The sequence below is a fragment of the Campylobacter aviculae genome (assembly GCF_005406215.1).
GTDB lineage: Bacteria > Campylobacterota > Campylobacteria > Campylobacterales > Campylobacteraceae > Campylobacter_D > Campylobacter_D aviculae.
This window is the reverse complement of sequence record NZ_NXMA01000020.1, coordinates 1-14,960: the sequence shown is the minus strand read 5'-3', so window position 1 is coordinate 14,960 and position 14,960 is coordinate 1. Positions and strand designations below refer to the sequence as shown.

General features: G+C 29.1%; 16 protein-coding genes and 1 pseudogene. 12 read left to right on the top strand and 5 right to left on the bottom strand.

Features of this window, described 5'->3' with window-relative positions:
• Together tilS and rimO are read right to left on the bottom strand one after the other, a co-directional pair.
• Nucleotides 1–868 (bottom strand): tRNA lysidine(34) synthetase TilS (gene tilS, locus CQA76_RS08300; protein WP_137622930.1); only part of this gene is annotated, 868 nt, incomplete at its 3' end.
• Nucleotides 858–2,177: a 30S ribosomal protein S12 methylthiotransferase RimO gene (gene rimO, locus CQA76_RS08295; RefSeq protein WP_137622929.1), complete on the bottom strand. Its 1,320-nt coding sequence runs from the start codon at nt 2,175–2,177 to the stop codon at nt 858–860. The genes rimO and tilS, both read right to left, overlap by 11 nt.
• Nucleotides 2,178–2,268: 91 nt before the next feature.
• Here rimO and CQA76_RS09315 point away from each other — a divergent pair, with 91 nt between their 5' ends.
• Together CQA76_RS09315 and prfB are read left to right on the top strand one after the other, a co-directional pair.
• Nucleotides 2,269–2,397, top strand: a complete 129-nt coding sequence (locus tag CQA76_RS09315) for a hypothetical protein (RefSeq protein ID WP_269747352.1) — start codon at nt 2,269–2,271, stop codon at nt 2,395–2,397.
• A 1,453-nt stretch (nt 2,398–3,850) separates the two neighbouring features.
• Nucleotides 3,851–4,948 (top strand): peptide chain release factor 2, encoded by a 1,098-nt coding sequence (prfB, locus tag CQA76_RS08290; RefSeq protein WP_137622928.1) that lies wholly within the window; start codon nt 3,851–3,853, stop codon nt 4,946–4,948.
• Nucleotides 4,949–4,950: 2 nt separating this feature from the next.
• Here the strand turns inward: prfB and truD are convergent, their stop codons facing one another.
• Nucleotides 4,951–6,069, bottom strand: a complete 1,119-nt coding sequence (gene truD / locus CQA76_RS08285; protein ID WP_137622927.1) for a tRNA pseudouridine(13) synthase TruD — start codon at nt 6,067–6,069, stop codon at nt 4,951–4,953.
• Complete coding sequence (locus tag CQA76_RS08280; RefSeq protein WP_137622926.1) at nt 6,038–6,856, bottom strand: thiamine-phosphate kinase; 819 nt, start codon at nt 6,854–6,856, stop codon at nt 6,038–6,040. The genes truD and CQA76_RS08280 overlap by 32 nt, the downstream gene beginning before the upstream one ends.
• A 108-nt stretch (nt 6,857–6,964) precedes the next feature.
• Between CQA76_RS08280 and CQA76_RS08275 the strand changes: the two genes are divergently transcribed.
• The 10 genes from CQA76_RS08275 (at nt 6,965) to CQA76_RS08230 (ending at nt 14,675) form a co-directional block, all read left to right on the top strand.
• A complete protein-coding gene (locus CQA76_RS08275; protein WP_137622925.1) occupies nt 6,965–8,038 on the top strand; it encodes an HdrB C-terminal domain-containing protein in 1,074 nt (357 codons plus the stop codon).
• A complete protein-coding gene (locus CQA76_RS08270; RefSeq protein WP_137622924.1) occupies nt 8,035–8,418 on the top strand; it encodes an ornithine carbamoyltransferase in 384 nt (127 codons plus the stop codon). Before CQA76_RS08275 ends, CQA76_RS08270 begins: the two co-directional genes overlap by 4 nt.
• On the top strand, nt 8,411–9,091 hold the full coding sequence (locus tag CQA76_RS08265) for an RsmD family RNA methyltransferase (protein ID WP_137622923.1): 681 nt from the start codon (nt 8,411–8,413) through the stop codon (nt 9,089–9,091). The genes CQA76_RS08270 and CQA76_RS08265 overlap by 8 nt, the downstream gene beginning before the upstream one ends.
• 55 nt (nt 9,092–9,146) lie before the next feature.
• Nucleotides 9,147–10,193 carry a flagellar basal body P-ring protein FlgI gene (locus tag CQA76_RS08260; RefSeq protein ID WP_137622922.1) on the top strand — a complete coding sequence of 349 codons (1,047 nt, stop codon included), beginning with the start codon at nt 9,147–9,149 and terminating at the stop codon, nt 10,191–10,193.
• The gene (locus CQA76_RS08255) at nt 10,194–10,529 is read left to right on the top strand and encodes a rod-binding protein (protein WP_137622921.1); all 336 of its coding nucleotides are present in this window, start codon (nt 10,194–10,196) and stop codon (nt 10,527–10,529) included.
• 66 nt (nt 10,530–10,595) lie between these two features.
• Nucleotides 10,596–10,793 (top strand): flagellar biosynthesis anti-sigma factor FlgM, encoded by a 198-nt coding sequence (locus CQA76_RS08250; RefSeq protein ID WP_137622920.1) that lies wholly within the window; start codon nt 10,596–10,598, stop codon nt 10,791–10,793.
• 41 nt (nt 10,794–10,834) lie between these two features.
• Nucleotides 10,835–11,269: a flagellar protein FlgN gene (locus tag CQA76_RS08245; protein ID WP_137622919.1), complete on the top strand. Its 435-nt coding sequence runs from the start codon at nt 10,835–10,837 to the stop codon at nt 11,267–11,269.
• A 10-nt stretch (nt 11,270–11,279) separates the two neighbouring features.
• Entirely contained in the window at nt 11,280–13,106 is a 1,827-nt protein-coding gene (gene flgK / locus CQA76_RS08240) for a flagellar hook-associated protein FlgK (protein ID WP_137622918.1), read from the top strand.
• Between the two features lie 52 nt (nt 13,107–13,158).
• Nucleotides 13,159–13,929, top strand: coding sequence for a TIGR02757 family protein (locus tag CQA76_RS08235; protein WP_137622917.1), 771 nt, complete (start codon nt 13,159–13,161; stop codon nt 13,927–13,929).
• Nucleotides 13,911–14,675 (top strand): TSUP family transporter, encoded by a 765-nt coding sequence (locus CQA76_RS08230; RefSeq protein WP_137622916.1) that lies wholly within the window; start codon nt 13,911–13,913, stop codon nt 14,673–14,675. Before CQA76_RS08235 ends, CQA76_RS08230 begins: the two co-directional genes overlap by 19 nt.
• 123 nt (nt 14,676–14,798) lie before the next feature.
• Here the strand turns inward: CQA76_RS08230 and CQA76_RS09270 are convergent.
• A pseudogene (locus CQA76_RS09270) lies at nt 14,799–14,960 on the bottom strand (alpha-2,3-sialyltransferase); the annotation flags it as partial.

Below are 14,960 nucleotides of genomic sequence, written 5' to 3'. Positions count from 1 at the left end.
TTGGAAGTTTTTTACAAAGCTCGTAATTAAAAACGAAAGCTTTATCATCCTTATAAGCTATAGCGATTTTTCCACTGATAACACAATCGCTTTTTAGCATTTGCACTCTTTGCTTAGCACTTGGAACGACTCCTTGAATTTTCAATGCTTTTGCGATCATGCTTTCTTCTTTGGGGCAAATTAAAATCCCTTTAAAATTTTGTATTTTTTCAAAATCATAAATTTTTTGCTGATCTTTACTTAGATAATCAAAACTTCTTTTCAAACCTTTAGAAAATTTTTCAACAAAAGAATTAGAAAATTCTTTTCTTATATAGTTTCTAAAGTATTTTACATCGTCATTACTTTCATCATTAAAATAAAAAATTTCATTCTCTTTTAAAAAATTTAAAATTTCATTCTTGCTTACGCAAAGCAAAGGTCTTACAATGCAATATTTTTCATGCTTTTCAATTTCACTCATTCCTAAAATCTCTGCCAAACCCGCTCCTCGAGAAAGCTGCATTAAAAACCATTCAAATTGATCATTAAGATGATGGGCTAAAATAAGATGATCATAAGAATTTTCAAGGCAAATTTGATGAAAAAAATCATAGCGAAAATCCCTAGCTTCTTTTTCAAAATTGCCTTTAAATTTGGGAGCAGTTTTTATAAAAATTTGTTTTTGAAATTTTAAAGCAAGTTTTTTAGCTTCATTTTCTTCTTTATCGCTATTTAATCTAGTTTTATAATTAATCAAAGCTAGATCAAATGAAATGCCATTTTGCATTAAAAAATAAAAAAGCGCACTTGAATCACTCCCATAAGAAAAAGCGAGTAAATTTTTACCCTTTTTTAATAATTCTAAAATTTCATGCTTAATTTGCATTGATTTTTCTTAAAGCCTTAGCGATTAATTTTTTATCCAAACTTTGAGTGATCTCGCACTCATAAATTTGTCCCATTTCCAAGTTACCACACTCGCTTTCATTGATAAGAATTTCTCCATCAATTTCTCTGTCCCATCTTAAATCTTTTCCTGCGATGAAAAAAGCCCCTTCACTACTTTCTCCAGTACAAACCACCAAACGCTTTTTACCCACTTCTTTTTCAAAACTTTTCTCTAAAACACTATCAATAATTTTTTCGATTTTTTTAAGACGAGTATTGATTGTTTTAAAAGGAATTTGCTCCATATCAAAAGCTGCTGTATCTTCTTCTTTGGAATAGGCAAAAACACTCACTCTATCAAAGCCAAAATTTTGGACAAAATCACAAAGCTCTTCAAAATCCTTATCACTCTCTCCAGGATGTCCCACAATAAAACCCGTGCGTAAAAAACTATCGGGTGCGTTTTTCATTAAAGTGAGCATTTCTTTAAGTTTTTTTTGTCCCGCTCCACGTTTCATGATTTTAAGCATAGAATCACTAATGTGCTGCAAAGGCATATCAAAATAATTCACAAAAATTTTAGAAGCTATAATGCGTTTTATCAAAGCTTCACTCGCACTCGTTGGATAAAGATATAAAATTCTAGCTGCTTTTATACCCTTTATTTTTTCTATCTCATCGATTAAGCGTATAAGTCCATCTTTTTCGCCTTTGTCAAACAAATAAGAACTCGTATCTTGCGCGATAAATGAAAAATCCTTATAACCTTTTTGCACCAAATCCTTAACTTCAGCAACAATGCTTGAAATTTCTCTTGATTTTAACTTGCCTTTAAAGCTTGGTATAGCACAAAATGAACATTTTTGATTGCATCCTTCTGCGATTTTTATAAAAGCATGAAAATTAGAACCCGTGATCACTCTTTTTGTATTTTCATTTTGCAAATACGTCGAAGAAGAAAATAAATTTGTTTTTTTAAGTATCATTTCATCGATTCTTTCATAATCAGCCACGCCAGTAAAAAGATCAACTTCGGGTAGTTCCTTCATCAACTCTTCTTGATAACGTTGCATCAAACAGCCTGTAACCACTAAAAGCGAATCTTTTTTTCTTTGCTCGTGTAAATTTAAAATCGCATTGATACTTTCTTTTTTAGCGCTTTCTATAAAGCCGCAGGTATTTACTATCAAAACATCTGCCATGTTTGGATCATCACACAATTCATAAGCACTAAGACGCCCTAGCATAATCTCACTATCGACTAAATTTTTATTACAGCCTAAAGACATTAGATAAAGTTTTGACATATTTCTCACTTTTTTAAATTTGAATTTTCATTTTTTTTGATAAAATTAAGTTTTTTAAAATTATAACAAAATAATAATTAGGAAATTTTTTATGGATAAGAAAAATGTGGTTTTGCTTGGCGGAAGTACGTTTTTCATGATTAATGGTTTGCAAAAAGGATTGAAAGAGAGTATAGAAAAAATCAATCAGCATAATTACGCAAAACTAAAAATTTTATAATTTTTCTCTAGGATCCTCTAATTCTAGTCAAAGAATTTTTTTCAATCTATGAAAAATAATAATATTATAAATAAAGCTTTTATGGTTATAACTAGGTATCAATACAAATGAGTATGATATGGTTGGAGTTTATAATTTTTCTATAAAAACATTGAAAAGAAATCTAGAAATTTTATGTAAAAATTTTAGCAAATTTAAACTCAAAAATTATTTTTATAATTCAACCCATATCAACACAATCTAATAAAGATAAATTAGATATAATTAACAAACTAATAAAAAATAAAATCTATCATTATAATTTTAACTATGATAGATATGCAACGATATTATTAATGAAAAAATATCAACGAATTCTTTAAAACAAATGATCTGTATCATCAATTACGCACCATAATGAGAATTTTAGGAAAAAATATTATAGAAAATATAAATCATTATTTATAATAATCAATTAAAAAATATGAAATACCAAATTTTATTGTAAAGTCTCCTACTGATTTATTTCAACTAAATACAAAACTTGATAATCAAACAAAACTTCAATTTAAACCAGAATTTAAAAATTATTGCATTATAGGAATTGCCACATGCAATTTCTTTGAGTAAGAACACAATTGCTTTTCAAGTTTTACTTTAGAAAATAAAACAACAAAAATTGTCAAAGGCATTAGAACTCACTATTATCTTTTTCATACCCTAGAAAAAAAATTATAATCGATAAAAATAGTTTTATTTTTCTCAATCAAAACAACGAGGCTTTAACAGATCCAAGTGTATGAATCCATAAAGATAAATATATTAACAATATCCATCATTGCGGTTTATCTTATTTTTTATTGGCTAATTTTGAAAAACTAGTATAAAAAAATAACTTCTACTGACAAAAAAATAAATGTTTCAAAAAAATATGATTTTACACATTTAATTCCCGCTGTGGAAGATTATAAATCTATGTATTAAGAATACAACCAAAGAATGAATCTTATAAAACTAGCCCTCTTGCAAAATCAAATTAATGCTTTAAATATTCAATTATCTGATTTAACCGATGAATAAAAAGTACTTGTTAAAAAATCAATCAAAATTTCCTTCCAAGTTGAATACGGCACATCCAGAGCAAGAATTCGAAACCAACTTTCTTATAAATTAGGACAAGCTCTAATAAAAGCTAATAACAATTGGTATGGGGGGGGGTATATCAAATTGTGGTTTGAGATAAGAAAACTTAAAAAAAGAATTTAAAAATTAAAGATATATGAAATTCTTTATATTTAAAGACTAAATTGGATTACTTTTAAGAAAAATCTTATTTAAAAAACTAAAGTTTAAGAAAAACAATCCCAAGCCACTTTGATGATAGTTATACCTACTACGATTAAAAATAGACTTAGCTTATTTTTTGATAAAATTTGTTAAAATTGCATAAAATTAACTTTAGAAAGAAATTTTTATGGATAATTATGAATTTAGCGAACTACTAAAAACTCTTAAAAATAAAGTAGGCAATATAGCCTCTATCATCAAACCACAAAGCATTCAAGAAAGGCTTAAGGAAATTGAAGAGTTAGAAAATTCTCCTTCTTTTTGGAACGATGTTAAACAAGCTGGAGTTATCGGAAAAGAAAAAACTAAAATTGCAAATTTATTAAAAAAATACGAAGAAGCTTTATCGGCCGTTGATGATGCAAGCGAACTTTTTGATTTAGCCAATGCAGAAAACGATATGCAAACCTTAGAAGCTTTATTTAATGATGCGCCAAAGCTTGAAGATACGATAACAAGCCTTGAAATTTCCATGCTTTTAAGTGGAGAAAATGATAGCAAAAACGCAATTGTTTCCATTCATCCAGGAGCAGGTGGAACAGAAAGTAATGACTGGGCAAGTATGCTTTATAGAATGTATTTAAGATTTTGTGAAAGAGAAGGATTTAAGGTTGAAACTCTTGACTTTCAAGAAGGCGATGAAGCAGGACTTAAAGACGTAAGCTTTTTGGTTAAGGGTGATAACGCTTATGGTTATTTAAAGGCTGAAAATGGAATTCATCGCTTAGTAAGAACTTCTCCTTTTGATAGTGCCGGACGTCGTCATACAAGCTTTTCAAGTGTTATGGTAAGTCCTGAACTTGATGATGATATAGAGATTGAAATCGAAGAAAAAGATATTAGGATTGATTATTATCGTGCTAGTGGTGCAGGCGGACAGCACGTCAATAAAACAGAATCAGCCGTTAGAATCACACATTTTCCAACAGGAATAGTCGTACAATGCCAAAACGATAGAAGCCAACATAAAAACAAAGCAACCGCTTTTAAAATGCTAAAATCTCGCCTTTATGAACTTGAACTCATGAAACAACAAGATAGTGCAAATTCTGGCGAAAAAAGCGAGATAGGCTGGGGGCATCAAATCCGCTCTTATGTGCTTTTTCCTTACCAACAAGTCAAGGACAATCGTAGTGGAGAGGCTTTTTCTCAAGTAGATAATATCTTAGATGGAGATATCAAAAAAATGATTGAAGGTGTTTTAATTGCTTTAAAAGCAGAGTGATTTTATTCGAATAAATTTTTATGCAAAATTTCCCCTAAAATCACTGTAGCATAAGAGCCTTTTTGTAAGAAAAATTCCATACAAAAATGTGCTTTTTGCTCATCGTATCGCCACTTAACATCCTCCAAATACCCCCACATAAAGCGTCTTGAGCCCTGCATTTTAGTTTTAAACTCCCAAGCATCTTTGAAAATTTCATTCTCTAAATTTAAAGCTAAACCCTCTTTAGCTTCATACGCTTTTGCGCCTATTAAAAGTCCCATAGTGCTAATATCTCTTGCCTTAAAACGCTTAATCTCACTTTCTAAATCTTCACATAAAAAACATTTACCAAAAGGATAATGTCCTAAAATCTCACCTTTTAACAGCTTGAAAAAATGATCTTGTTTTTTTAAGCTCTTAGCTTCTTCTTTAGAGATATGATAAATTTGCATAAGCTCTTTTTCGCTAAATTCTTTTGAAAAATGTGATAATTCCACTCTTTTACTCAAATAGCGATTAAAAAGTTCGCTTTGAAAAGCTGAAATTAAAAATTCTTTTATTTTAATATTTTTCATTTTCTTGCCGCGCAAAATTTCAAGCCCTTCTTTGTAATTATCTCCAAATTTACCAAAACGCTGATATCCAAAATAATTTGCAAAACCTTGTTTGTCTAAATTTATAATGGCTTGTTCAAGTTTTAAAGCATCGCTTGGCAAAACTTTTTTTAAACGAATAAAAAAAGAATTGCCTTTTAAATGTCCTATTCTTAATTTATTTTCATGGGTAAAAGTTTCTAAAATTTTTAATTTTGGATGAGAGAAATTGTTTAAAGCATGTTCAAATTTTTTAGGCATAGAAATATACTGAAAGGTTGAACCTTGCTTATCCTTAAGTCCAGCATAACCAAAATCGCGTATTTTTACCCCACTAATTTCACTTAAAATTCTTAAAGCTTCATTGGTACTTAAATCTTTTTTATTGATGTGTAAGATAAGATGTTCGCCTTTGCCACTAAATTCATACAAGGCTTTTTCACGCACCACAAAATCATCACTATTTTTGCTAAAATACGCATTAATAGGGGAATGTTTTAAAGTATATAAAGGCTTAAAAATGGTGTTCTCTTCCATTAAATTCATACTTTCCTTTCATTGCTTTTCCAAAAATATTTAATTTCACACGATGTTTTTTTGCAATTTGCTCTATCTTAAAACGTTGTATTTCATCAAAAGCAAATAAAATTTCATATTCTTCCCCACTATAAAGAGTATAATCATCCAAATTTTTTAGCCATTCAATGCCACATTTATTTTTTACTAAAAGCCTTGATAAATCTTTGCTCAAACCATCTGAAATATCCATAGCACAAGAAATAAAAGGGGCAATTTCATAAAAAAAATCTGCTCTTAATTTTGGTTTTATAAAACGATGATTTAAATTTAATTTACCACCATTTTGCAAAATTTCAAGTCCTCTTAAACTCTCTCCCAAATTTCCCGTATAAGCTAGTAAATGTCCTTTTTTTAAGCCTTTTCTAAAAATAGCTTTTTTTCTTATTTTAGAAATAATAGTAATGCTAATATCTATTTTATCATTATAAATCGTATCGCCACCTATGATTTTTATGCCAAATTTTTTTGCTGTTTTTAAAAAACCTTTTTGTAAAATTTTGATTTCTTCATTGCTTAAATTGGGTAAAGCGAGTCCTAAAAGTGCGTATTTTGGTTCTGCATTCATCACGATGGCATCTGAGATATTAACAAGCATCGCCTTAGTAGCAATTTGCTCTAAGCTAAGCCATTCTCTTTTAAAATGTACATTTTCAAAAAACAAATCTTTGCTATAGCACCATTGATTAATAATGGCACCATCATCGCCATTCTTTTCATTTAAAAAAGCGTGGATTATAAAATCTTCTTTATTCATAAAAAAATTTTATGAAATTTCTTTTTAAATTCTATTAAATTTTAATTTTTTTTTATATAATATTTCACTCGTAGAAGATTATAAATAATATTTTTTTAAGGAAGGGTTATGAGGAATTTAGAACTTAGAATTTTTAGATTTGATAAAAATAAAGATTATGAGAGTTATTATAAGCCTTATATTTATGATAATTATGAAAATTTTACAAGCCTTTATGATCTACTTTTACAAGTACAGGATGATGATATTTATTTCGAATTTGAAAAAAATGAAAATTCTCACGTATTTGTAAACAAACAAGTTACATCTCTTAATACTCCTTTAGAAGAACTGATTCAAAAATATAACTTTAATCTTATTATTGAACCTTTAAATACCAAAAGAGCTATAAAGGATTTAATTATCAATAAAGATGATTTTTTGAGCAAATATCAATATCTTGCTCCTTTTGGCAATGAAGAAGATAGAAAATTTTATGAAAAATACGATTATTTGTACTATGCCAATGAAATTTTAGAATTTCTCCCTGATTATATGGGCGATGCTTTATTTTATCTTGCTTTTGAAATGATTAAAAAATATCCAGATAAAAAAGTAGAAATTTTAAAAACCATTGCTGATCCCGAAAAAGGAATTTTTTATCATATTAATGGCACTAATCAAAAAGTAGAAAATGTGATTGAAAATTTAAAAAAAGAAATTTTGAATTTAGGTCTTTTTGATGAAAATTTATTACATGTTGACTTACCTAAAAATAGTGCTTTTGAAAATGAGATAAAAGAACTTGGTGAAGTTAAATATGATTTTAATAATTTTAATATAGCTTTTTATGGATTTAAACCTTGTGATAATTTAAAATCAAAAATCAAAGCTACATTTATTTCATACGAAAATGCCCAAAAAAATAATGGCTTTGATATCTTAAAACTCAATGGTGAACTCAGCTATAAAATGGCAGCAAATATTCTTTTAGACGCTTACGATAGTGGAAGTGATTTTTTAGTTGTAAAAAATCCTCAAGATTTTTACATGTTTGATACATGTGCAAAAAAACTCATGGATATAAGCAATAGAGATTTTAAAGATTTTTATGTTTTAAGCCATTTAGAATTTTTATCTTTAATTCAAGGTATTAAAAGCCCAACTTTACAAAATCATGAATTAAAAGTAACCTTGATATGAAAATTTCCCTAGAGTGCAAAGACATTCTTATAGAAAGAGCTTTGGAGCTTTTTTTAAAAGAACATTTGGTAATGAAAAAAGATTGCGATTTTGTTATTAGTGATGAAAAAATCTCTTCAAGCAAACCTTTATTTCTTATAGCTCCTAATTCTCCTTTTTTGAGTGTTCCATTTAGCAAAGAGGTGTTATTTAAATCATTAAATGATTTTGATAGTGCCTTAAAGGCAACAGCGCAAAAACTTGCAGAAGAAAAAAAGAAAATTTTAGAAGTAAAAATAGACTCTATAGCTGAAGAATTTAGAAAAGATTATCAAACAAAAATTGATTCTGCCATTAGCGAACTTAAAGACAAACTTGTAAAAGCCCTAATGCATGAATAAAGATTTTACTTATGTAAAAGATTTTTTAAGTAACCAAAAAAACATACTGAAATCAAATCACCAAGCAAACAAAAACCACTTGATTCAACCTAAAATTTATGCCTATATAGAAAGCGGTTTGTATAAAGGAAAAAAACTTCTTTTACCCTCGTTTGAAAAAACAAGAAGTACTAAAAGTATAGTGAAAGCTTGCGTTTTTAATGTAATAAGGCAAAATTTAAAAAATAAAATTTTCATTGAAGCCTTTGGCGGAAGTGCTTTAATGGCAGCTGAAGCTTTGAGTAATTACGCTTTAAAATCTTATGCTATTGAACTTGATAAAAATGCTTATAAAATCGCGATGCAAAATTCCAAAATTGATAACAATTTAAGTGTAATTCATGGCGATACTTTTGAGATTTTACCATCTCTTGTGGAAAAATTAACCAAGGAAAATATTCCAATGATTCTCTATTTAGATCCACCTTTTAATATTAGAAAAGGATTCGAAGAGATTTATAAAAGAATTTACAATCTTTTGATTAGCTTAAATCGAAAAAATATAGAAAAAATTATTTTTGAACACAATTCACAAGTGATAATTCCTGAAAATATAGAGGAATTTTCAAAAATCAAATTCAAAAAATTTGGATCAACAGCTCTTAGCTTTTATGAAAATACTTTAGAAATTTAAAATTGGAACACTTTTTGCTTTAATCTGTAATTAATATAGATTAAAGGAATAATCCATGAGAGTTTTAATATTTTTTTTACTCTTTATGACAAGTATTTTTGCAATACAAATCAAGGATGTAGCAAATACAGTCGGTGTTAGAGATAACCAGCTTATAGGTTATGGACTTGTTGTGGGTCTTAATGGTAGCGGAGATGGAACAAGTTCTAAATTTACTTTACAATCTGTATCTAATCTTTTGCAAGGTATGAATATTAAAGTAGATCCAGCAGATATTAAATCCAAAAATACGGCAGCTGTAATGGTAACAGCAAAACTTCCTGCTTTTGCTAAAAGTGGGGATAAGCTTGATATCACCGTTTCATCGCTAGGGGATGCAAAATCTTTACAGGGTGGTACACTTTTGCTTACAGCACTTCGCGGAATCGATGGCGAAATTTATGCTATAGCACAAGGTTCTATCTCAACTGGAGGGCTTACAGCTAGACCAGGGGGTGCAGGTAGCCATTCTACTGCGGCCACTGTTATGGGTGGAGCCAATGTAGAAAGAGAAATTCCACAAAATTTCAGTCAGAATAATGATTTAACATTAAGTTTAAAAGTGGCAGATTTTCAAACTGCTAGCAATATAGAAAGAGTTCTTAATAATATTTTTGGTGAAGATGTTGCCAAAGCTATTGATTCTCGAACTATAAAACTTAAAAAGCCTGAAGATTTTTCAAATGTAGATTTTATGGCAAGAGTTTTAAATCAAGATATAGCTTATACTCCAGAAAGTAAAGTTATTATTGATGAAAGAACAGGAACAGTGATAGCGGGTGTGGATGTAGAGGTTGAACCTGTTTTAATCACTCATAAAGATATTACCATAAAAATTGATCCAAATAATAATGCGGCTGCGGCTCAAAATGAAATTGATATGAAAGATGGTGGTTTTATAAATCCAAGTTCCAATACCTTAAGAATTAACAATGGTAAAAGCACGGTTGCAAATATAGCTAGAATGCTTAATAAACTTGGAGCAACTCCAAATGATATTATAGCTATTATGGAAAATTTAAAGCGCGCAGGTGCTATTACAGCTGATTTGGAGATCATATAAATGAAAGTGGATAATTTTTTAAATACATTTAATATGAATGATGTTTTATTAAATAAAGCATCGAGAAATTTAGAATCTAAGATCAAAATAAATGATAATGATATAGTAACCAAAACAAAAGAAGATGAAGCTTTAAAAGAACAAACCGACGCTTTTGAAGCAGTTTTTTTAAAACAGGTTTTAGATATAACTTTAAAAACTCAAAATTCACTTTTTGGAAAAGATGCAAGTGATGAAATTTATTCGTCCATGTATAATGACACTATGAGTAAGGCTTTAAGCGGTGGAATGGGTTTTTCAAAATTATTATACGATTTTTTAAAAGAAAGGGGTTAAGTTTTTTAATTTTTGGCCGATATAGCTTGTAGAGGATTAAAATACAAAAATTTCAAGGAGGCAGAAATGATAAATCCTATACAACAAGGCTACGTGGCAAGCTCCACATTAAATACAGCACAAACAAACAAAGAAACTAAAACAAACGACACTCAAAAAACAGAGAACGATAAGGCTGCAAGAATTGCAGAACAAATTAAGAATGGTACTTATAAAATTGATACAAAGGCCACAGCAGCTGCTATAGCTGATTCTTTAATTTAAAAATAATTTTCTCTCTTTTTTGAGTAAAAAAAGGAGAGAAAATGCTTAAAAAACATCTTGATGAAGTTAATGCTATTTTAGAGAAATTAATAACATTAACACAAGAAGACATTGAAAATATAAAAGTTGCAAAACACGATACGGTTACATCTAGCGTTGAAGAAAAAAATAAACTTATTTCTGAATTTACGATAGCTAAAAAACAACTCGATGCTGCCTTAGTAGAGTTAAATAATAGTTCTACTAAAGGACTTAGCGAATTACTTGATGATGAAGATAAACAAAAATTAGATTCACTTAAAAAAAATCTTCAAACCTTGCATACTACAAATAAAGAATATGCCAAATTTGTTCTCATTGTTAAAGATTTTTATGATGGCTTGGTAAATAAAATGTTTAATCTTAATGATGGAACGAATAATGCTTATGGAGATAAAAAGACAACTCCAGAGTCAATTTTTAAGATTAATGTATAAGGATTAGAATATGAGTATTTTTGGAACTTTATATACAGGTGTTACAGGATTAAAAGCAAATGAAGTGCAAATTGCAACTACAAGTAATAATATTTCTAATGCTAATGCAACTTTTTACACTAGACAAAGGGTTGTGCAAACCACTAATGGCTATGTTACTACAGGTGGAGTGCAAGTTGGTACAGGAACGGCCATAGAAAGCATTGTTCGTTTACATGATGAATATTCTTATTATAAATTAAAAGGGGCTTCAACCCAACTAGAATATACCAAATATATGGCCTCAACTTTACAAGAAATATCTGAACGTTTTCCAGATATACAAAAAACAGGTATTTTGCAAGATTTGGAAAACTACAATAAAGCCTGGAATGATTTTGCATCTAATCCAAATGAAAATGCTACCAAAATAGCTTTAGTAAAGGCTTCTCAAACTTTAACCGAAAGTATTAATAATACTTTTTCAACTCTAGATAAAATTCAAAAAAAGATTAATAATGATATTAAATCGACAGTTGATGAAATCAATAGAATTGGCGAAGAAATCGCCACCATTAATAAGCAAATTTATGGCCAAGAAGCTCTTCCAACTGAACATGCCAATGAATTAAGAGACAGAAGAGATGAACTTGAACTTACACTCTCAAAACTTGTAAGTGCTGTAGCCAGTAAAACGGAAATCAACCAAGACAATCGCTTAGACACAACCATAAATGATCCGGGACATCAATATAATCTTAGCATAGAAGGCTATAGTATAGTCGATGGAATTAATTTTCATCCCTTAAAACTTGACTATGATGATAAAAATAAATCCTATAGCATTTATTATGAAACTGCGGATGAAAAAGTAAGGGATCTAACAGGTAAAATTTCAGGAGGACAACTAGGAGCTCAGCTTGATTTACGTGGTAGAGATTATGATAAAACCAAAGGAAAGTATAATGATGGAATTATACAAGGTTATATGGATTCTTTAGATACTTTTGCAAAGACAATGATTAATGAAACCAATAATCTTTATGCAAGTTCTGCAAAGACTTCGGTAACTTCTGACTATCTTCCAGGACTTCAAGGTAATATTCCTTTGATGAATTATGATAGGACTATACAACCAGGAAGTTTTGATATTGTAATTTATGATGAAAAAGGTGATAAACAGGTTACTAAAACTATTAACATTGATGTCAATACAACGATGGATGATATTGTACGTCAAATCAGATCTAATACAGATGATAATGGAGATAATAATGCGAACAACGATGTTGATGATCTTATCAATGTAAGTTTTAGTTATGATCCAGTATCTGGAGATGGCTTGTTTCAGATCAATGCAAAACCAGGATTCAAAATTGCTATAGAAGATAAGGGAACTAATTTTGCAGGTGCTTTTAGCGTGGGAGGATTTTTTAGCGGAGGTAGTGCTAGTGATATAAAAGTAAAAGATTCTATTTTAAACGATCCAAGTACGGTAAGAGCGAGTTTAAATGGAGTAGATAGCGGTAATGATATGGCCAATAAAATCATACAGCTTCAATATAATAAAATTAATTTTTATAATGAAGACGGAACAATTGATCAACTTACTATGGAAGAGTATTATCGTAAATTTACAGGAAAAATAGGATCTGATGGAGAAAACAATAACATAGTAAATGCTAGCAATCAGACTTTTTACAATTCTGTATATAGCGAGTACCAGTCTAAAAGTGGAGTTAATACTAATGAAGAGCTTGCTGCACTCATACAATGGCAATCAAGTTATGGAGCTGCATCAAAGATAGTTACAACCATAGATCAGATGCTTGACACCTTGCTAGGACTTAAATCATAATTTTGACAAGTTTTAATTTGCTAAATTTAATCTTAGCAAAAAAAGGTTGTGTTTGAAACACTTAAAGGAATTAAAAATCAAACTTGATGCTCTAGTTAGTTTAAAAAATACTAGAGAAGCTTTATTTGAAAATCCTGATCCTTTGCAAGTAGCTAAAATTTACAAGGATGAATTCATAGCTTTACTTTGTGCTTTATTTGCTTATGGTAATGCTAAAAACATAGTTAATTTTTTAAATAAGCTTGATTTTTCTTTGCTTGATGCAAATGAAAAGCAAATTAGAAAAAATTTAAAAGGCTTAAAATATCGTTTTCAAAATGAGAAAGATATTTTGGAAATTTTTATTACCCTTTCAAGACTCAAAAATGAAATTTCTTTAAATGAACTTTTTACTCAAGCTTACCAAAAAAAGCAAAATATTACAGATGCTATCCTTGCTTTTATGCAAAGAATCCGAAAAATCAATTCCTATTCAAGCCATGGATATGATTTTTTCTTTGGACAAATTTGGAAAAATGAACCAACTTCACCACTAAAGCGTTATAATATGTATCTTAGATGGATGGTAAGAAAAGATGAACTTGATTTTGGAATTTTTACCAATATACACACTAAAGATCTTTTGATCCCTCTTGATACTCATCTTTTTAAAATTTCCTTGACTTTAGGACTTTTAAAGCGTAAAATATATGATTATAAAAGTGTATTAGAACTTACACAAAAACTGAGAGAATTTGATGCAAATGATCCTATCAAATATGATTTTGCACTTTATCGCTTAGGGCAAAGCAAGGAGATTGATACATGGGCTTTGAACATTTAGATACTATTTATTATTTTGTATTATTTTTTGCGGCACTTTTTGCAGGTTTTATAGATTCTATAGTAGGTGGAGGCGGACTCATAACCCTACCGGCACTTATAGCTTGTGGAATTCCTGCACATTTATCTATTGCGACTAATAAAGTTCAAAGCGTATGTGGAGCTTTTACTGCAACTATCACTTATTTTAAATCTACAACCTTACCTTATCTTGCTTGGGGGGTATTTTTTACTGCAATAGGAGCAGTTATAGGAAGTTATAGTGTGCTTTTCGTTAAGGATGAGAATTTAAAAATTATTATCCTAATCTGTTTAACTTTAACTTTCTTATATACGGCTTTAAGACCCAATCTAGGAAAATATGAAAATGATCCAAAGATTAAAAATATTAAGATTTTCTATCTTATATGCGGATTAACTTTGGGTTTTTACGATGGTTTTTTAGGATCTGGGACAGGATCTTTTTGGATATTTGCTTGTGTAACCTTACTTGGTTTTAATATGAAAAAAGCGAGCATGAATACAAAAATTTTAAATTTTACAAGTAATATTGTCGCCCTAGCTATTTTTCTTTGGCAATATGAAGTTTTATGGAAAGTAGGTTTGATTATGGGTATTGGACAAATTTTAGGAGCTTTTTTGGGTTCTAAACTTGTATTAAAAACCAATGGAAAATTTATCAAAAGCCTATTTTTAATCGTAGTAGGTATAACCATCATCAAAGTTGCTTGGGATTATTTTTCTTAAACTTTAGTTTTTTAAATAAGATTTTTCTTAAAAGTAATCCAATTGTTTTTTTAATTTCAAATTTTTATTTGAATTCTTGGGCTTATCTTTTAAAAATAATTAAATTCGATCTTAAATGAAAAATTATGCTTTTTTATTTCTAAATTCTTTTTTAAGTTTTCTTATCTCAAACCACAATTTGATATACCCCCCCCCATACCAATTGTTATTAGCTTTTATTAGAGCTTGTCCTAATTTATAAGATAAATGTTCTTTAAATTTTAAAGCTTCTTTATAATCAGGATA